The 17,100-nt window shown below is 64.2% G+C and carries 17 protein-coding genes; 15 read left to right on the forward strand and 2 right to left on the reverse strand.

Features of this window, described 5'->3' with window-relative positions; genetic code table 11:
* Positions 1-261: 261 nt before the first annotated feature.
* From ABIB78_RS32645 to ABIB78_RS32660, 4 genes are all read left to right on the forward strand, one after another.
* Positions 262-648, forward strand: coding sequence for a hypothetical protein (locus ABIB78_RS32645; RefSeq protein WP_429032234.1), 387 nt, complete (start codon positions 262-264; stop codon positions 646-648).
* A gap of 242 nt (positions 649-890) precedes the next feature.
* Positions 891-2,162, forward strand: a complete 1,272-nt coding sequence (locus ABIB78_RS32650; RefSeq protein ID WP_429032236.1) for a cytochrome P450 — start codon at positions 891-893, stop codon at positions 2,160-2,162.
* A 219-nt stretch (positions 2,163-2,381) separates the two neighbouring features.
* Entirely contained in the window at positions 2,382-3,656 is a 1,275-nt protein-coding gene (locus tag ABIB78_RS32655) for a cytochrome P450 (protein WP_429032238.1), read from the forward strand.
* Positions 3,657-3,790: 134 nt separating this feature from the next.
* Complete coding sequence (locus ABIB78_RS32660; RefSeq protein ID WP_429032241.1) at positions 3,791-5,632, forward strand: methyltransferase domain-containing protein; 1,842 nt, start codon at positions 3,791-3,793, stop codon at positions 5,630-5,632.
* 111 nt (positions 5,633-5,743) lie between these two features.
* On the opposite strand, the gene ABIB78_RS32665 is transcribed toward ABIB78_RS32660, so the two are convergent.
* The gene (locus ABIB78_RS32665) at positions 5,744-6,280 is read right to left on the reverse strand and encodes a MarR family winged helix-turn-helix transcriptional regulator (RefSeq protein WP_429032372.1); all 537 of its coding nucleotides are present in this window, start codon (positions 6,278-6,280) and stop codon (positions 5,744-5,746) included.
* A gap of 80 nt (positions 6,281-6,360) precedes the next feature.
* Here ABIB78_RS32665 and ABIB78_RS32670 point away from each other — a divergent pair, with 80 nt between their 5' ends.
* The 4 genes from ABIB78_RS32670 (at position 6,361) to ABIB78_RS32685 (ending at position 9,523) form a co-directional block, all read left to right on the forward strand.
* A complete protein-coding gene (locus ABIB78_RS32670; RefSeq protein WP_429032244.1) occupies positions 6,361-7,260 on the forward strand; it encodes an alpha/beta fold hydrolase in 900 nt (299 codons plus the stop codon).
* 70 nt (positions 7,261-7,330) lie between these two features.
* The gene (locus ABIB78_RS32675; protein WP_429032246.1) at positions 7,331-8,134 is read left to right on the forward strand and encodes an isocitrate lyase/PEP mutase family protein; all 804 of its coding nucleotides are present in this window, start codon (positions 7,331-7,333) and stop codon (positions 8,132-8,134) included.
* A gap of 238 nt (positions 8,135-8,372) precedes the next feature.
* The gene (locus ABIB78_RS32680; protein ID WP_429032249.1) at positions 8,373-8,930 is read left to right on the forward strand and encodes a phosphonopyruvate decarboxylase; all 558 of its coding nucleotides are present in this window, start codon (positions 8,373-8,375) and stop codon (positions 8,928-8,930) included.
* Entirely contained in the window at positions 8,930-9,523 is a 594-nt protein-coding gene (locus ABIB78_RS32685; RefSeq protein ID WP_429032252.1) for a thiamine pyrophosphate-dependent enzyme, read from the forward strand. The genes ABIB78_RS32680 and ABIB78_RS32685 overlap by 1 nt, the downstream gene beginning before the upstream one ends.
* A gap of 13 nt (positions 9,524-9,536) precedes the next feature.
* On the opposite strand, the gene ABIB78_RS32690 is transcribed toward ABIB78_RS32685, so the two are convergent.
* Positions 9,537-10,460 carry a LysR family transcriptional regulator gene (locus ABIB78_RS32690; RefSeq protein WP_429032255.1) on the reverse strand — a complete coding sequence of 308 codons (924 nt, stop codon included), beginning with the start codon at positions 10,458-10,460 and terminating at the stop codon, positions 9,537-9,539.
* 182 nt (positions 10,461-10,642) lie between these two features.
* On the opposite strand from ABIB78_RS32690, the gene ABIB78_RS32695 reads away from it, so the two are divergent.
* The 7 genes from ABIB78_RS32695 (at position 10,643) to blaBJP (ending at position 17,016) form a co-directional block, all read left to right on the forward strand.
* Positions 10,643-11,812: an acyl-CoA dehydrogenase family protein gene (locus ABIB78_RS32695; RefSeq protein WP_429032258.1), complete on the forward strand. Its 1,170-nt coding sequence runs from the start codon at positions 10,643-10,645 to the stop codon at positions 11,810-11,812.
* Positions 11,813-11,823: 11 nt separating this feature from the next.
* Positions 11,824-12,924, forward strand: coding sequence for a CaiB/BaiF CoA transferase family protein (locus ABIB78_RS32700; RefSeq protein ID WP_429032261.1), 1,101 nt, complete (start codon positions 11,824-11,826; stop codon positions 12,922-12,924).
* Positions 12,925-12,951: 27 nt separating this feature from the next.
* Positions 12,952-13,806: an FAS1-like dehydratase domain-containing protein gene (locus ABIB78_RS32705; protein ID WP_429032264.1), complete on the forward strand. Its 855-nt coding sequence runs from the start codon at positions 12,952-12,954 to the stop codon at positions 13,804-13,806.
* Between the two features lie 102 nt (positions 13,807-13,908).
* Entirely contained in the window at positions 13,909-14,961 is a 1,053-nt protein-coding gene (hisC, locus tag ABIB78_RS32710) for a histidinol-phosphate transaminase (protein ID WP_429032267.1), read from the forward strand.
* Positions 14,962-15,027: 66 nt separating this feature from the next.
* Positions 15,028-15,219, forward strand: coding sequence for a hypothetical protein (locus ABIB78_RS32715; RefSeq protein ID WP_050423827.1), 192 nt, complete (start codon positions 15,028-15,030; stop codon positions 15,217-15,219).
* A gap of 393 nt (positions 15,220-15,612) precedes the next feature.
* Positions 15,613-15,996, forward strand: coding sequence for a tautomerase family protein (locus tag ABIB78_RS32720; protein ID WP_429032270.1), 384 nt, complete (start codon positions 15,613-15,615; stop codon positions 15,994-15,996).
* Positions 15,997-16,128: 132 nt separating this feature from the next.
* The gene (blaBJP, locus tag ABIB78_RS32725; RefSeq protein ID WP_429032273.1) at positions 16,129-17,016 is read left to right on the forward strand and encodes a BJP family subclass B3 metallo-beta-lactamase; all 888 of its coding nucleotides are present in this window, start codon (positions 16,129-16,131) and stop codon (positions 17,014-17,016) included.
* The last annotated feature ends 84 nt before the right edge of the window (positions 17,017-17,100 follow it).

The raw sequence follows: 17,100 nt of genomic DNA on the forward strand, positions 1-17,100 counted from the left end.
CCAGGACGGGACAATCTCTGCGTATCAAAACCACAGGTTTGTCGCTGCGAGTGTGATCCAGGTTTCACACAAGGTCGAGATCGCCGGCCGATTTTTGGTGGGGTGCGGTTGGCCATGCCTTAACGGCATCGCCGCAAACAGCGCAGTCCTTGATGCGGGTATCGCCCCCGGCCGGAGCAAGATGGCCCCCTCGGCAGTCAAAAGCGAGCTTCGAACCCAAGGCGGGAATTGCATGACTTACGGATGAGGCGACGAGGAAACATGCCGCGCAAGCGAGGAAGGGTAGCGATGAGCAAGTGGATAGTGTCGGCATGCTTTCTAGCACTTGCGCCAGCTCCCGCCGCTGCGGTCGACGTACGGCTGGATTCCTACCGCAATCCAAAGAATGAGAATTTTCGCATCTTCAATCATATGTATCTGGACGGCGTCAGGGGCGGCCTGATGGCTTCCAATGCCTGGTTGAAACGGCACGGCGACCGACTGCTGTTCTGCATGCCCGACACCCTCGCACTGACCAGCGAGCAGACCGAAGAGATCATGCTCAAGTCCGCCGACAAGCGGTCCGCCAAAGGCGAGATGGTGGTCGCTCTCCTGCTGCTATGGGGCATGCAGGACAGCTATCCGTGCGAGAAAACCGACGGCCAATAGACCCCGCCGGTGCCGTCGGCACACCGCCGCCCAACCAGATCAAACGCCGTTTCAAACAGGCGTGGTCGCAGCGCGCGGTCCCGCCACCGCCGGAAGGGCCCGGATTCGGCCGCTTTGGCCTGACATCAATGCGGCCAAATGCGCGTCGAGAGCCCTTGCGCAAACCGCGGAATGAGAATGTAATTCGGTAAAACATGTCGCGCCGGCGATGCCCCGGCTGCGCAACGGTTGAGGAGCCGCTCATGCACGGGACCATCGATCTGGTCAAAGACACCAATCTGGACGCCGCGCGCGAACGCGCCAACACGCTTTCGCTCTCGGATTACGATCCCGGCCATCCCGAGCTGTTCAAGACCGATACCTTTTGGCCGTATTTCGACCGGCTGCGCCGCGAGGATCCGGTGCACTACTGCAAGGATTCGATGTTCGGTCCGTACTGGTCGGTCACCCGCTACAACGACATCATGGACATCGAGACCAACCACGCGGTGTTCTCCTCGGCCGCCTCGCTCGGCGGCATCACCATCCGCGACGTGCCGCCGGACCTGCGCCGCGAAAGCTTCATCGCGATGGACCAGCCGCGCCATTCGGCGCAGCGCAAGACCGTGGCGCCGATGTTCACGCCGACGCACCTCGACGAGCTCGCGATCAATATCCGCAACCGCTCGACCGAGTGCCTCGACAATCTGCCGCGCGGCGAAGTGTTCGACTGGGTCGACAAGGTCTCGATCGAGCTGACCACCCAGATGCTCGCGGTGCTGTTCGACTTCCCGTGGGAGGACCGCCGCAAGCTGACGCGCTGGTCCGACGTCGCGACCACCCTGCCCGGCGCCGGCGGCCTGGTCGCCACCGAGGACGAGCGGCAGGCCGAACTGATGGAGTGCGCGAGCTATTTCGCAAGGCTCTGGAAAGAACGAGCTGACCAGCCGCCGAAGAGCGACCTGCTCTCGATGATGGCGCACAGCGACGCCACGCGGAACATGGATCCGAAGAACTTCCTCGGCAATCTGATCCTATTGATCGTCGGCGGCAACGACACCACGCGCAACACGCTGTCCGGCAGCATCTATGCGCTGAGCAAGCATCCGGAGCAGTACCGCAAGCTCAAGGAGAACCCCGCCCTGATCGACAGCTTCGTGCCCGAGGTGATCCGCTGGCAGACGCCGCTCGCCCATATGCGGCGCACCGCGCTCGCCGACTTCGAGTTCCGCGGCCGCCAGATCAAGAAGGGCGACAAGGTCGTGATGTGGTACGTCTCGGGCAACCGCGACGAGGAGGCGATCGAGAAGCCCTACGAATTCCTGATCGACCGCGCCCGGCCGCGCACCCATATCTCGTTCGGCTTCGGCATCCACCGTTGTGTCGGCCTGCGCCTTGCCGAGCTGCAGCTCAAGATCATCTGGGAAGAGATCCTCAAGCGCTTCGACACCATCGAGGTGGTGGACGAGCCGCAGCGGGTGTATTCCAGCTTCATCAAGGGCTACGAGACGCTGCCGGTGCGCATTGCGGCGTGATGCGCATCCGCTATCGTGTCGAAACATTTGCGTCGCTTGGCCTGAGTTAGGAAGGCCCAATCGGATGGGTTCCCTCCCCGCTTGCAGGGGAGGGTTAGGGAGAGGGGTAAGCCGCACGGACAGTGCTCGGCTCACCCCTCTCTCCAACTCTCCCCCGCAAGGGGGGAGAGAGCCCAACCACCTCCCGTGCGGCTTTGGCAGATTATGTGGAGAGAAATCATGAACGTCCACGCCGCGATCCGTGCCGACCGGGCCGAGCTAGAGCGCCAGGCGCGCGAGGAAGCCTATGCGACGCCGCTGAAGGATTTTCATCCTGGCGCGCCACGGTTATTCCAGAGCGACACGCTGTGGCCGTGGTTCGAGCGGCTGCGCAAGGAAGAGCCGGTGCATTACTGCACCAATGCGCCGATCGAGCCGTATTGGTCGGTCGTGAAGTACAACGACATCATGCATGTCGACACCAGCCACGGCATCTTCTCCTCGGACTCCACGCTCGGCGGCATCTCGATCCGCGACGTGCCGCCCGGCTATGACTATCCGAGCTTCATCGCGATGGATCAGCCCAGGCACGCCCATCAGCGCAAGACCGTCTCCCCGATGTTCACGCCTGATCATCTCGACGAGCTGGCAAAGCTGATCCGCCAGCGTTCGGCCAGCGTACTCGACAATCTGCCGCGCAACGAGACCTTCAATTTCGTCGAGCGCGTCTCGATCGAACTGACCACCCAGATGCTGGCGACATTGTTCGACTTCCCCTGGGAAGAACGGCGCAAGCTGACGCGCTGGTCCGACGTCTCCACCGCCTTGCCGAAGAGCGGCATCGTGAATTCGCCAGAACAGCGCCGGCAGGAGATGGACGAGTGCTACGCCTGTTTCTCGAAGCTCTGGAACGAGCGCGTCAACTCAGCCCCGAGGAACGATTTGCTGTCGATGATGGCGCATAGCGACGCCACGCGGCACATGGACCCCGACAATCTGATGGGCAACATCATCCTGCTCATCGTGGGCGGCAACGACACCACGCGCAACACCATGAGCGGCTCGGTGCTGGCGCTGCACGAGCATCCGGACCAGTTCAGGAAGCTGAAGGAGAACCCCGCGCTGATCGACACCATGGTGCCGGAGGTGATCCGCTGGCAGACGCCGCTCGCGCATATGCGGCGCACCGCCCTCCAAGATACGGAGATCGGGGGCAAGACGATCAGGAAGGGCGACCGCGTCGTGATGTGGTACGTTTCCGGCAACCGCGACGACGAGGTGATCGACCGCCCCGACGAGTTCATCATCGATCGCGCCCGGCCGCGCATCCACCTGTCGTTCGGCTTCGGCATCCACCGCTGCGTCGGCATGCGGCTGGCCGAGTTGCAGCTCAAGATCGTCTGGCAGGAGATGCTGAAGCGCTTCGATCGCATCGAGGTGGTCGGCGAACCGAAGCGGGTCTATTCCAGCTTCGTGCGCGGCATCGAGAACCTGCCGGTGCGGATCCCGGGCTGAACCTAGATAATTCTTGGCTGCAAGTACGATCGGCCCTATGTCTGCCTGATGTGGTGGGTTAATGCGCCGCTCCAGGCCGCCCTTTTTGGTGCGCTATCCGGCGGTGTCCTGCAGTTTGGGCCAGTTGACACGACATGAACCGAAAAGAACGGCGTGCGGCCAATAAGCAACGCGACGAGTCCGCAAAGAGGCCAGCCGCACCTGCCTTCGGCTCCTCGGGCGTCAGCATCGCCGATCTCGCCGCGGAGGCAAGCCGCTTCTACGGGATGCGCCGCTTCAGCGAAGCGCAGGAGATCTGCCGGCAAATTCTCGCGCGTGAGCCTGCCCATGTGCAGAGCCTGAACCTTCTTGGCCTGATGGCGCAGGCAGCCGGCGATCACCGATCAGCCGTGAAGACTTTCGCGAAAGCAATTGCTTCGGACGAGGTCAACGCCGCCTGCCACTACAACGCCGGCAATTCCTACCACGCGCTGGGCAATCGCGCCAAGGCGGCCGCGCATTTCAGCAAAGCGCTGGCGCTCGGCATGGATGCGAAAGCCGTCGGCTTCATCATGCAGAACCCAACCGTCACCGCCTATGTCGGGCGGATTGCCGGCAAGTGGCCGCTGCCGGTCACGAACACCGAATTGTTCGGCACTGACAGCGTCGCCCCGCTTGCGCGCGACCTGTTCCTGCGCTCGGCAATGGAAGCGACGACGCTGGCGAGCATGCAGCTCGAGGTGCTGCTCGGCTTTGCGCGGGCCGAACTGCTGCGGCGCGCGGGCAATCAGGACTCTGTGGACGACGAGATCGTTGGCTTTGCCTGCGCGCTCGCCCGGCAATGCTTCATCAACGAATATGCCTACGGACAAAACCAGGCGGAAGGCGAACTTGCAGGCGCGCTGCGCGATCGATTGCTGCAGGACCTGGCATCAGGCGCCGCGATCATGCCGCTCACGCTGGCGGTGGTGGCGGCCTATTTCCCGCTTCATGCCCTGCCGGCGGCGGATGCACTGCTGCGCCGAGACTGGCCCGCGACCGTCGCCGGCCTGTTGCGGGTACAGCTTCGTGAGCCGCGCGAGGAGACGGAAGAGCGCAGCGCCATTCCAACGCTCACCCCGATCAAGAACGACGTATCCGTCGAAGTGATGCGCCAGTACGAGGAAAATCCCTATCCGCGCTGGACCGTCAATCCGCTGACGGCCTTCGCGGCCGATCGGGCGCGGGGACGGAGCGTGGTGACAGCGGAGCAGAAAGCCGAACTGGATATTCTGATCGCGGGCTGCGGCACCGGCTCGCACGCGATCCAGATCGCGCAGGTCTATCCGAACGCCCGCTTGCTCGCGGTCGACATCAGCATGACCAGCCTCGCCTATGCGCGCCGCAAGACACGCGAGCTGGGCTTGCGCAACATCGCATATGCACAGGCGGATATCCTGGAATTGGGCTCGATCGGCCGCACCTTCGACAGCATCGAGTCGGTCGGCGTGCTGCACCATCTTGCTGAGCCGATGGCCGGGTGGCGGGTGCTGGTCCCGCTGCTGCGGCCGGGCGGCACGATGCGCATCGGCTTGTACAGCGAGCTGGCGCGTCGCGTCATCGTGGAGGCCCGCGCCCGCATCGCCGCGCGCGGCTATCGCGCCACCGCCGACGACATCAGGCGATGCCGCCAGGACATCTTCCGTGAGGCGGAGCAATGGAAACCGCTGATCGGCGCCAAGGACTTCTACAGCATGAGCGGCTGCCGCGATTTGCTGTTCAACGTCATGGAACACCGGCTCTCGATCCCCGGGATCGCGGCATTCCTGAACGAAAATGACCTGACTTTCCAGGGCTTCGAGCCGTTTGACGATCCGGCGGTGCTCGACCAATTCCACAAGCAGTTTCCAGGCACGGCCGACGAGGCCAATCTGGATCAGTGGCACCGCTTCGAGGCCGATCACCCCGAGACGTTCTGGGACATGTACGTGTTCACGGCGGGCAAGAGCGCGCCCTGACGGCAGGGCGCTAGAGCATGATCCGGAAAAGTGTGAAGCGGTTTTCCGAAAAGATCATGCTCAAACAATGAGCTAAAGCGCGATGGCGATTCAGCCCAATCTCATCGCGCTTTAGCGCGCGTGTTGGCCTTTGTTGGTCGGCAGCGGGCAATTGGTACAGACCCTGTCGTCGCACATCCGGCAGATCGTGAAGCGATCCATCTCAGATGTGTCCTGCCTTGCCAGCAGCTCGCGGATCAGCGTTGCGAGTTGCTTCCGTTCGGCCGACGACAGCACATCCAGCAGTGACGTCACGGCGGAAATCCGCGACGCCAGCAGTTCGTTCCGGGACGCGGCGCCTGTCACCGTCAGGTGCAAGGCAACCTCGCGGCCGTCCTTTCCCGGACGGCGTTCGACAAGCCGATCCGAAACCAGACGATCCACCAGCCGGACCGTTCCGGAATGCGACAGGCCGAGGATCCGCCTCAGCTTGTCGTTGGTCATGCCCTGGCCGTAGCCGATGACGATGAGGGCCGCAGGCGTCTCGCCGCCGCGACCGACGACCTCCCGCGCGCCTTGCTCGATACGATCCATGACGGCCAGCGACAGCGCACCCAGCAGATTGGCGATTCCGTTTTCCATGCGGTGGATAATATGTGCGCTGCGCACAAAAAACAACTTGACCAGATATGTGCGCTGCGCACATATTCGCTCGGGAGAGCAACGACGACGAAAAATGGAGCGTAGCGATGACGACCCGAAGCACCGCACTGGCAATGCCTGATGCCGCCGGCAGCGAACCCGCCCTGAAATACGTCCAGGCCAACGGCGTGCGGTTTGCCTATCTCGAACAGGGCAGCGGACCGCTTGTCATGTTCATGCACGGCTTTCCCGACAACGCCTGGTCCTACCGCAAGCAGCTGCAGGTGTTCGCGGATGCCGGGTATCGCGCGGTCGCGCCGTTCCTGCGCGGCTATGCGCCGACCGAGATTCCGGCCGACGGCATCTTCGATCCGATCGCGCTGGGCCAGGATCTCGAAGCGCTGATCGCGGCGCTAAGCGACGACGGACAGGCCCGCGTCGTCGGCATGGATTGGGGCGGCACCTCGACCTTCCAGGCGCTGGCCACGGCGCCGTCAGCGATCAAGGCCGCGGTGGTGATGAACACCGCGCACCCGATCACAATCGCGAGCCTCAGGAGCGATCCCGATGCCGTTCGATCGGTCTTCCATGTCTATTTCTTTACGGTGCCTGGCGCTCACTCGGCGGTCAACATCGAGGGGCTTCCCTTCGTCGACTACCTTTGGAAGTTGTGGTCGCCAACCCTGGAGAACGACGAGCATCTCCGCTCGGTCAAGGAGACGCTCAGCTCTCCCGGCACCATGAAGGCGGCGCTGAAATACTACAATGGCCTGGTCGATGCGGGAGTTGCGGGCCGGTTGCCGATCAAAGACATGCATACGCCGACGCTGACGATTTATGGCGGCAACGATCCGACAGCGCGGTACTCGTTGAAGGAAGAGCCGCTCTTCAAGGGACCACATCAGCGCGTTGTCCTGCCCAGCGTCGGGCACTTCCCGCACCTGGAGCGTGAGGCCGAGGTCACCGGTCTGATCATGGACTGGTTCGCAACGCACGCCCCCGACTGAGTGGGCGTGCCGCAACCAACGACCGCGACAACTACACCATCTTTCAATCCTCTGAACAGGAGTGCGCGCAATGGACGCCACGACACAGCAGCAATACGCCGAAGCGTTTCACGGTCTTCACAAGACGGGCGATCCGCTCGTCCTGTTCAACGCCTGGGACGTCGCCACCGCCAAGGCAATCGCGAAGAGTTCGCCGGCGGTGGCGACCAGCAGCGGCGCAGTCGCGGCCGCGCTCGGCTACGCCGACGGCGAAAACGCCCCGCTCGACATGGTGGAAGGCCTGGTCTCGCGGATGACCGCTTCGGTCCCGGTTCCGGTATCGATCGATCTGGAGGCAGGATATGGCGACACGGCGGAGGCGGTCGCTGATACGGTGGCCAGGATCCTGAAAGCCGGCGCCATCGGCATCAATATCGAGGACGGGCTTGTTGGCGGAAAGCGGCAACTCATCAGTCCCGAGCAGCACGCCGCCAAGATCAGGGCCGTACGGGCCACCGCGCAACAGCTCGGAGTTCATCTCTTCATCAATGCGCGGACCGATCCGTTTCTGCTGAAATTCGGCTCGCCCGAGCAATGCCTGAACGAAGCGGCAAGACGTGCGAAGGTCTATGCCGATGCCGGCGCCGACGGAATTTTCGTACCGGGCTTGACCGACCTCGCGCTGGTCGAGCGGCTCGTCCAGCTGGCGCCGCTGCCGGTCAACATCATGGTGACGCGGGGCGTTCCGGAAATTCCGGAGCTCGCCCGTGCCGGTGTTCGCAGGGTGAGTCTTGGGCCGTGGCCGATGATGGCGGCGATGCGCGTCATCGGCCAGGCCGCCGCCGCGGTCGCTGCGAGCAAGCAGTACGGTACGTTTCTGCAGCCGAACGCGTGAGCGGGGAAAATCGCCAACGACCCTAAATCCGCAACTTGTCATTGCGAGGAGCGAAGCGACGAAGCAATCCATCCTCCACGCGTGAGGAGGGATCGATTGCTTCGCTCAGCTCGCAATGACGGGGGTATACAATTCCGGCATAGCTGCGCGAGCCAGATGCGACGGGATTCAAGCTTCCCCTCGCGCTAAGCTTCCCGCTGTGAGGACGCGCCATTGCGCATCCCTAGCCGAGGCCGTCATGGACCAGATTGCCGCTCACCAGGACAGCGCGACCAGCCGGGACTGGCCGGTTGCGATCTACCGCACGCTGAAGGATTTTGGCGTGGCGCAAGTGTCCTACGTTCCCGATGCCGGACATTCCAAGCTGATCAAGCTGTCGCACACGGATGCCGACATCAAGACCACTGTGCTGACGACCGAGGAAGAGGGCGTGGCGCTTTCCGCCGGCGCCTGGCTCGGCGGCGACCGCGCGGTGCTCTTGATGCAATCGAGCGGCGTCGGCAATTGCGTCAACATGCTGTCGCTGATGGCGAGCTGCCGCTTTCCGCTGCTCACACTCGTGACGATGCGCGGCGAATGGGCCGAGTTCAATCCGTGGCAGATCCCGATGGGCCGGGCGACGCCGCAGGCGTTCGAGATCATGGGGACGACCGTGCTGCGGCTGGACAACCCCGACGACGCCGAGGAGGTGATCTCGGCGGCAGCTTCGCTCGCCTATGACGGCGACCAGCAGGTCGCGGTCTTGATCTCGCAGCGGATGATCGGCCGCAAGAAGTGGACCAGGGAGACGCATTGATGTCAGCGCTAACAGGCACTCTCGATCGCCGCGCCGCCGTGAAGGCGCTGCTCACCGAGCGCGGCGAGTTGCTCGTGATCTCCGGGCTCGGCTCCTCGTCCTATGATTTGTTCGATGCCGGCGAGCATCCCGGCAATTTCTATCTCTGGGGCGCGATGGGCGGCGCCGCGATGGTGGGGCTCGGCCTCGCGCTGGCGCAGCCGAAGCGGCCGGTGCTCGTTATCACCGGCGACGGCGAGCAGTTCATGGGGATCGGCAGCCTGCTGACCATCGCGACCAAGCAGCCCGGCAATCTCTCGATCGCGGTGCTCGACAACGGCCATTTCGGCGAGACCGGCATGCAGCTCAGCCACTCCGGCCTCGGGGCCAAGCTCGAGGTGATCGCAAGCGGCGCGGGCATCAGCAACGTTTCCGATATCGCCGACATCGCCGGCCTCGAAAGCTTCCGCGCGAGCCTGCGCGATCTCGGTGGCGGCCCGCGGCTGGCGCGGATCAGGATCGCGGCCGGCGAAGTCGAGCGCGCGCTGCCGCCGCGCGACGGCACATATCTCAAGAACCGTTTCCGCGCTCATCTCGGATTCAAGGTGAGTTGATGCGCAGCCGCGCTCAGGCGAGCTGGATATCCCAGAGCCCCTCGGCGCGGCACGCGGCGACCTCGTCGCGCAGCAATCTTGCGATCAGCGTGATGGCGTTGGAGCCGGGATGCTCGACCGGCGAGGCCAGGGTCAGCTCGCGCCGCGGCGCCGGCCGCGCAATCGGCGCGGTCTCGAGCCGGCCTTCCGCGACCTCGCCGCGCACCGAGGACGGCGGCAGCATGGTATATCCGAGCCCCTCCTCGACCAGGCTGGTCAGCACGCGGAACGAGTCCGCCTCGAGCTTGACGTCGAGCGTGACCTTCTTCTTCGCCGCCGCATGCTCGATCATGGCGCGGAGCCCGTGCGAATGACTGGGCAGCACCAGGCGCTGGCGCAGCAGCCAGCCGATCTCGACCTGCTTCTTCTGCTTCAGCCCGCTGCCGCGCGGGCCGACCGCGACGATGCTATCGCGTCCGAGGCTGTGCACCGCCAGATGCAGATCGACCGACGGGCCATAGATCACGGCGAGGTCCATCTCGCCGCGATGCAGCCACTCGATCAGATGGCCGCTGTAGCTTTCGACGATGCAGAGCGAAATGCCGGGATAGCGCTCCACCGTGCGGCGCGCCAGCCGCGCCGAGATCACACAGCTCACCGTCGGCACCAGCCCGAGCACGACGCGCCCGGACGGCGCGCCGCCGGCGGACTGGATGTCATCCCGGATCTGGTCGATCTGCCGCACGATACCGCCGGTGCGCGCGAGCAGCAGCCGGCCGGCATCGGTCAGCACCATGCCGCGGCCGTTGCGCGTGAACAATTCGGTGCGCAGCTCGTGCTCCAGGAGCTTGATCTGCCGGCTCAGCGCCGGCTGCGCGACCCGCAAGGTATCGGATGCCTTGCTCAGACTCCCGAGTTCCGCGACGCACGCAAAGGTCCTAAGCTGGCGGAAATCCATACTTGCCAATCCTGGAAGGCAGGTTCATACGCTATAACAAAACAGCATAGGGAGTTTACCGAGGCCCCACAACAGCGGGCGTTTTCCTCACGCGAACTGGTTTCCACTTCGCTCGAAAATGCTCTGGCGCAATCTCTCGGCAAGACGAAACCCAACAAGACGAAACTCAACAAGACGAAACAATGACCGCACACGATCAGCACACCGACGACCATTCCGACATCCGCGACGCCGTCGCAAAACTCTGCGCGCAATTTCCCGGCGAATACTGGCGCAAGCTCGACCGCCAGATGGCCTATCCGAAGGAGTTCGTCGATGCGCTGACGGAGGCCGGCTATCTCTCGGTGCTGATCCCCGAGGAGTATGGCGGCGCGGGCCTGAAGCTGTCGGCGGCGGCGGCGATCCTGGAAGAGATCCAGCGCGCCGGCTGCAATGGCGGCGGCTGCCACGCCCAGATGTACACGATGGGCACCGTGCTCCGGCATGGCAACGACGCGCAGAAGGCCAAGTATCTGCCGAAGGTCGCGACCGGGGAATTGCGGCTGCAGGCGTTCGGCGTCACCGAGCCGACCAGCGGCACCGATACGTCCTCGCTGAAGACTTTCGCGCGCCGCGAGGGCGACCATTACATCGTCAACGGCCAGAAGATCTGGACCAGCCGCGCCGAATATTCCGACCTGATGATCCTGCTCGCGCGCACCACGCCGAAGGAGCAGTCCAGGAAGCGCACCGACGGGCTTTCGGTGTTCATCGTCGACATGCGCGAGGTGAAGGGCAAGGGTCTGGAGATCCGCCCGATCCGCACCATGATGAATCACGCCACCACCGAGGTGTTCTTCACCGACATGAAGGTGCCGGCGGAGAATCTGATCGGCGAGGAAGGCAAGGGTTTCCGCTACATCCTCTCCGGCATGAACGCCGAGCGCATCCTGATCGCGGCCGAATGCGTCGGCGACGCCAAGTGGTTCATCGCCAAGGCCACCAACTACGCCAAGGAGCGCAGCGTGTTCGGCCGGCCGATCGGCCAGAACCAGGGAATTCAGTTCCCGATCGCCAAAGCCTACGCCTCGATGTGCGCCGCGGAATTGATGGTGAAGGAAGCCACCCGCAAGTATGAAGCGGGTCTCGATTGCGGCGCCGAGGCCAACATGGCCAAGATGCTGGCGGCGGATGCTTCCTGGGAAGCGGCCAATGCCTGTGTGCAGACCCATGGCGGGTTCGGCTTCGCCGAGGAATACGACGTCGAGCGCAAATTCCGCGAGACCCGGCTCTACCAGGTGGCGCCGATCTCGACCAATTTGATCCTGTCGTTCGTTGCCGAGCACGTGCTCGGCATGCCCCGCTCCTATTGAGTTGCTTGACCATGCTGCCACTTGAGGGACTGACCGTCATCGCCGTCGAACAGGCGGTTGCCGCGCCGTTCTGCTCGTCACGCCTGGCCGATGCCGGCGCCCATGTCATCAAGATCGAACGGCCCGAGGGCGATTTCGCCCGCGGCTACGACGCCGCGGCGAAGGGCCAGAGCAGCTATTTCGTCTGGCTCAACCGCGGCAAGGATTCCGCCGTGGTCGATCTCGCCACCAAGGAAGGCCGCGCGCAGCTCGAGGAGCTGATCGCCGGCGCCGACGTGCTGCTGCAGAATTTGAAGCCGGGCTCGATGGACAAGCTCGGCTTCTCGCGCGAGCGGCTGCGCAAGGAATATCCGAAGCTGATCATGTGCACGATCACCGGCTACGGCGACACCGGTCCGTACGCCGACCGCAAGGCCTATGACCTGCTGATCCAGGCCGAGAGCGGCCTCGCCTCGATCACCGGCGGCCCCGAGGGCGCCTCGCGTGTCGGCATGTCGATCGTCGACGTCGCGACCGGCGCCACCGCGCATGCGTCGATCCTCGAGGCGCTGATCGGGCGCGGCCGCACCGGCGAGGGTGCCGATATCCGCATTTCGATGTTCGACGTGATGGCCGACTGGCTCACCGTGCCGCTGCTCAATGCCGAGGACGGCAAGTCGCCGAAGCGGATCGGCCTCGCCCATCCCTCGATCGCGCCCTACGGCGTGTTCCGCTCCAAGGACGGCAAGGAGATCCTGATCTCGATCCAGAGCGAGCGCGAGTGGAAGACACTGTGCGCCAAGGTGCTGGGACAGCCTGGCCTGCCCGACGATCCGCGCTTTGCCAACATGGTCGAGCGCGTGCGCAACCGCGCGTTGACCGACCAGATCGTCAGCGACAGCTTTGGCAGGCTCACCCGCGAGGACCTGCTGGCGAAGCTCGCCGAGGCCGACATCGCCTTTGCCGAGGTCAACAGCATGGACGACCTCGCCAGGCATCCGCATCTGCGCCGCATCGAGGTCGACACGCCGAACGGCAAGCTCAGCTATCCGGCGCCGGCTGCGATCGTCGTCGGCGAGGACAGGCACTACGGCAAGGTGCCCGCGATCGGCGAGCGCACCAAACGTTCCTGAAATCCCTCCTGCCCGGGCAACACAGTCATGACCGATAAACTCGACCTCGATCATCTCCGCCAGTGGATCGGCCGCTCCCAGGAGGCCTCCGACGTCGTCACCAGATATCTGGTGATGGGGCTGCGCGCGACGCTGTTCCAGGAGATCGGCGAGCCGCAGGCCGGCGATGCCGCACCGTGGACCACGCATTGGTGCCTGGCACAGCCGGTATTTCCGATGTCGCAGCTTGGCCCCGACGGCCACCCGACCCGCGGCGGCTTCCTGCCGCCGGTGCCGCTGCCGCGCCGGATGTGGGCCGGCGGCGAGCTCGAATTCTTCGACGCACTGCGGGTCGGCGACGACGCGAAGCGGACCTCGCGCATTGCCGACGTCACGGTGAAATCGGGCTCGACCGGCACGCTGTGCTTCGTCTCGGTCAACCACGAGGTGACGACGTCGCGCGGGCTGGCGGTCCGCGAGCGGCAGGACATCGTCTATCGCGAGATGACGGGCACGCCCGCCGCAGCGCCCGCCAAGGCGCCGCCGCCTCCCCCGGCCGCACAGCATCGCGAGAGCCACGTCTCCGACCCGGTGCTGCTGTTCCGTTATTCGGCGCTGACCTTCAACGGCCACCGCATCCATTACGATCGCGACTACGTCACCAAGGTCGAGGGCTATCCGGGCCTGATCTTCCACGGCCCGCTGCAGGCGTCCTTCATCGTCGAGCTCGCCGCCAAGCTGCGCGGCGGCAAGCCGCCGAAGAAGCTCACCTATCGCGGCGTGCAGCCGCTGTTCGAGGGCAGCGAGTTCTCGATCAACGCCAACGACAGAAACGGCGGCATCGAGCTGTGGACCGCGAATGCCGAGGGGCAGCCGACCATGAAGGGCACCGCGACCTGGTAGGGCGCGAGCACGACGCAGATCAGAATGCGAGGGAATACGAGGCGCTTTCATCAGCGCCTCGTATTCCGTATTGTGATCGCATTCATCCCTGGATCGCAGATCATGAGTCGCTTCTGGAGTTCGGTCGTCCACAATCTGTCGCCATACGTGCCCGGCGAGCAGCCGAAGATCGATGGCCTCGTCAAGCTCAATACCAACGAAAACCCCTACGCACCTTCGCCGCGCGCGCTGGCGGCGATCGCCGCGACGACGGATCGCCTGCGGCTCTATCCGGATCCGCGCGCATCCGCCCTGCGCGAGGCGATCGCTGCGCGCTACGGCGTCTCGGCGGACGAGGTGTTCGTCGGCAACGGCTCGGACGAGGTGCTGGCTCACGCCTTCCCGGCGCTGCTGAAGCACGACGCGCCGCTGCTCTTCGCCGACATCACCTACAGCTTCTACCCGGTGTACTGCCGCCTCTATGGTGTCAGCTATGAAACCGTGCCGCTCGATGCCGCGATGCGAGTGAACCTCGCCGACTACCGGCGGCCGGGCAGCGCCATCCTGCTGTGCAATCCCAACGCGCCGACCGGCATCGCACTGCCGCGTGCCGCGGTCGAGGCGCTGGTCACCGAGCATCCCGACCGGCTGGTGGTGGTCGACGAGGCCTATGTCGACTTCGGCGCCGAGAGCGCCGTGCCGCTGGTCGCGCGCCACGACAATCTGCTGGTGATCCAGACGCTCTCGAAGTCGCGCGCGCTGGCTGGATTGCGCGTCGGCTTCGCCATCGGCCAGCGCCCGCTGATCGAGGCGCTGGAGCGGGTCAAGGACAGCTTCAACTCCTATCCGCTGGATTGCCTGGCGATCGCGGGCGCGGTCGCCTCGATCGAAGACGACGCGTGGTTTGAAGAGACCCGGCAACGCATCATCAGGAGCCGCGAGGCGCTCGCCCGCGGCCTCTCCGAGCTGGGCTTCGAGGTGCTGCCGTCGCTGGCGAATTTCGTGTTCGCCCGCCATCGCCGCTATCGCGGCGCGGATCTCGCCGCGAAGCTGCGGGAGCGCGGCGTCCTGGTCCGGCATTTCCAGAAGCCGCGGATCGAGGATTTCCTGCGCATCACGGTCGGCACGGACGATGAATGCGGCCGCCTGATCGGCCTGCTGCGTCAGATGGTCTGATCCCGTTTCGGCCGTCGCTGGAACCGAATGCCGGCTTGCGCGTTCCCCGCCCTGACGGAGGACGCCATGCTTAGAGACGAACAGGTCGCGGTTCTCTGCGACATCGCGCAATCCATCGCCTTTGCCGACGACGTGCAAGGCGAAGTCGACCGGCTCATCAAGGAGGGATACGTCGCCAAAGACGGCGACCTCTACGAGCTGACGCCCAAGGCCGAGAAGGTTTTGTCCGAGCGCGGCGCCAGCCTCAATCGGGCATGACTCGACACATGCGCGATGAGATTGGGTTGAATTGTCATCGCGCTCGAGCCGTGAGCATGATCTCCGCGCAAATACTCCGCGTCTGGCGCGAGTAAAACCGCTCCGCACTTTTCCGGATCATGCTCTAGCAACCACGCCGCAGGCGTGCACCGCGTCGCGGTGATCTTGATGCCGAGCCCTGCGGCGCGCTACTGCATTGGGCGGACATGGTCGCCGAGCGAACGCCCAAATATCAAAGAGAGCGCGACGCGCGATCGGAGGCCTTCAAGGCGACCCGCTGAATTTTCCGACGCCGCCGGTGCCAGCGGACGACGCGAAAGCATTCGCACCGTCGCAGCCTCTCGATCACACGGGGCCGATCCGGCCGAGCCCCGCATAACACAGGAGACCACCATGCCATTCGCCCGTATCGACCTGAAGCGCGGCAAGTCCGCCGAATTTCGCAAGACGCTGGGCGAGATTGTCTACACGGCGATGCGCGACGTCATCAATGTACCGGAGAATGACAAGTTTCAGATCATCACCGAGCATGACCGCGGCGACCTGAACTACGCCGAAAGCTATCTCGACAACACCTACAGCGACGATCTCATCTTCATACAGATCACCCTGAATGCCGGGCGTTCGGTCGAGATGAAGAAGGCGTTCTACAGGCGGATCGTGGACGATTTCCAGAGCCAGTTGCAGGGACGCCCGGACGATATCTTCATCAACCTGGTCGAAGTCGCCAAGGAAAACTGGTCGTTCGGCAACGGCATCGCGCAATACGCGAGCTGAATGCGGAACAGGGATGAGCCGGACGGACGGCCGCCGGTTCGCACGAATGCCGGCCGTCCGCCGCTTGCGGCCGGCGTTGCCAGCACGCATAGTGCGGCCCGTGCACGAACAACAACAAGCAGGGAGGCAACCATGAGGACGATCGCAGCCGCGCTGTGCGCGCTCGCGCTGATCGCAACCGGTGCGCAGGCACAGACGCTCAAGGATTTCATGGCGACAGTCATGAAGAAATGGACCGCGCCGTTCGAACCCTTCGAGCTGGTCGACAATATCTACTACGTGGGCACCGACGGGATCGCGGTCTACATCATCAAGTCGTCGCAAGGGCTGATCCTGATGGACACGGCGATGCAGCAGTCGACCGGCATGATCAAGGACAACATCGCCAAGCTCGGCTTCAAGGTGGCCGACATCAAATACATCCTCAACACCCACGCCCATCTCGATCACACCGGCGGCTTCGCCGAGATCAAGAAGGAGACCGGCGCGCAACTGATCGCCGGTGAGCGCGACAAGCCCCTACTTGAGGGCGGTTACTATCCGGGCGACGAAAACAACGCCGATCTTGCCTTTGCGCCGGTGAAGGTCGACCGCATCGTCAAGGAAGGCGACAAGGTAACGCTCGGCGATGCGACGCTGACCGCACACACCACGCCCGGCCATTCGCCCGGCTGCACGAGCTGGGAGATGAGCGTCAAGGACGGCGACCAGGAGCGTAACGTGCTGTTCTTCTGCAGCGGAACGGTGGCGCTGAACCGGCTGGTCGGCCGTCCGACCTATCCCGGCATCGTCGACGACTACCGCTCGACCTTCGCCAAGGTCAAGGCGATGAAGATCGACGTGCTGCTCGGGCCGCATCCGGAGGTCTACAACATGCAGGCCAAGCGCGCGCAGATGAAGGACGGCGCGCCGAACCCGTTCGTCAAGCCGGGCGAAAACGTTACCTATGTGGCGGGGCTCGAGCAGGATTTCGACAAGCAGCTCGCCAAGCAAACCGCGGCGTTGCAGAAGGCCAACTAGCGGCATCATTTCCCGCCGTTGCCGTGGCAACTATAGGTGCAGCGGCTTGACATCGTCAGGCAATCCATCGACAGGTGGATTGCC

It is taken from the genome of Bradyrhizobium sp. I1.14.4, assembly GCF_050435825.1.
Lineage (GTDB): Bacteria > Pseudomonadota > Alphaproteobacteria > Rhizobiales > Xanthobacteraceae > Bradyrhizobium.

Bases quoted from the DNA above. Each gene is read 5' to 3' on its own strand.
- ABIB78_RS32645 (WP_429032234.1), top strand. From the start codon at position 262: ATGCCGCGCAAGCGAGGAAGGGTAGCGATGAGCAAGTGGATAGTGTCG.
- ABIB78_RS32650 (WP_429032236.1), top strand. From the start codon at position 891: ATGCACGGGACCATCGATCTGGTCAAAGACACCAATCTGGACGCCGCG.
- ABIB78_RS32655 (WP_429032238.1), top strand. From the start codon at position 2,382: ATGAACGTCCACGCCGCGATCCGTGCCGACCGGGCCGAGCTAGAGCGC.
- ABIB78_RS32660 (WP_429032241.1), top strand. From the start codon at position 3,791: ATGAACCGAAAAGAACGGCGTGCGGCCAATAAGCAACGCGACGAGTCC.
- ABIB78_RS32670 (WP_429032244.1), top strand. From the start codon at position 6,361: ATGACGACCCGAAGCACCGCACTGGCAATGCCTGATGCCGCCGGCAGC.
- ABIB78_RS32675 (WP_429032246.1), top strand. From the start codon at position 7,331: ATGGACGCCACGACACAGCAGCAATACGCCGAAGCGTTTCACGGTCTT.
- ABIB78_RS32680 (WP_429032249.1), top strand. From the start codon at position 8,373: ATGGACCAGATTGCCGCTCACCAGGACAGCGCGACCAGCCGGGACTGG.
- ABIB78_RS32685 (WP_429032252.1), top strand. From the start codon at position 8,930: ATGTCAGCGCTAACAGGCACTCTCGATCGCCGCGCCGCCGTGAAGGCG.
- ABIB78_RS32690 (WP_429032255.1), bottom strand. From the start codon at position 10,460: ATGGATTTCCGCCAGCTTAGGACCTTTGCGTGCGTCGCGGAACTCGGG.
- ABIB78_RS32695 (WP_429032258.1), top strand. From the start codon at position 10,643: ATGACCGCACACGATCAGCACACCGACGACCATTCCGACATCCGCGAC.
- ABIB78_RS32700 (WP_429032261.1), top strand. From the start codon at position 11,824: ATGCTGCCACTTGAGGGACTGACCGTCATCGCCGTCGAACAGGCGGTT.
- ABIB78_RS32705 (WP_429032264.1), top strand. From the start codon at position 12,952: ATGACCGATAAACTCGACCTCGATCATCTCCGCCAGTGGATCGGCCGC.
- hisC (WP_429032267.1), top strand. From the start codon at position 13,909: ATGAGTCGCTTCTGGAGTTCGGTCGTCCACAATCTGTCGCCATACGTG.
- ABIB78_RS32715 (WP_050423827.1), top strand. From the start codon at position 15,028: ATGCTTAGAGACGAACAGGTCGCGGTTCTCTGCGACATCGCGCAATCC.
- ABIB78_RS32720 (WP_429032270.1), top strand. From the start codon at position 15,613: ATGCCATTCGCCCGTATCGACCTGAAGCGCGGCAAGTCCGCCGAATTT.
- blaBJP (WP_429032273.1), top strand. From the start codon at position 16,129: ATGAGGACGATCGCAGCCGCGCTGTGCGCGCTCGCGCTGATCGCAACC.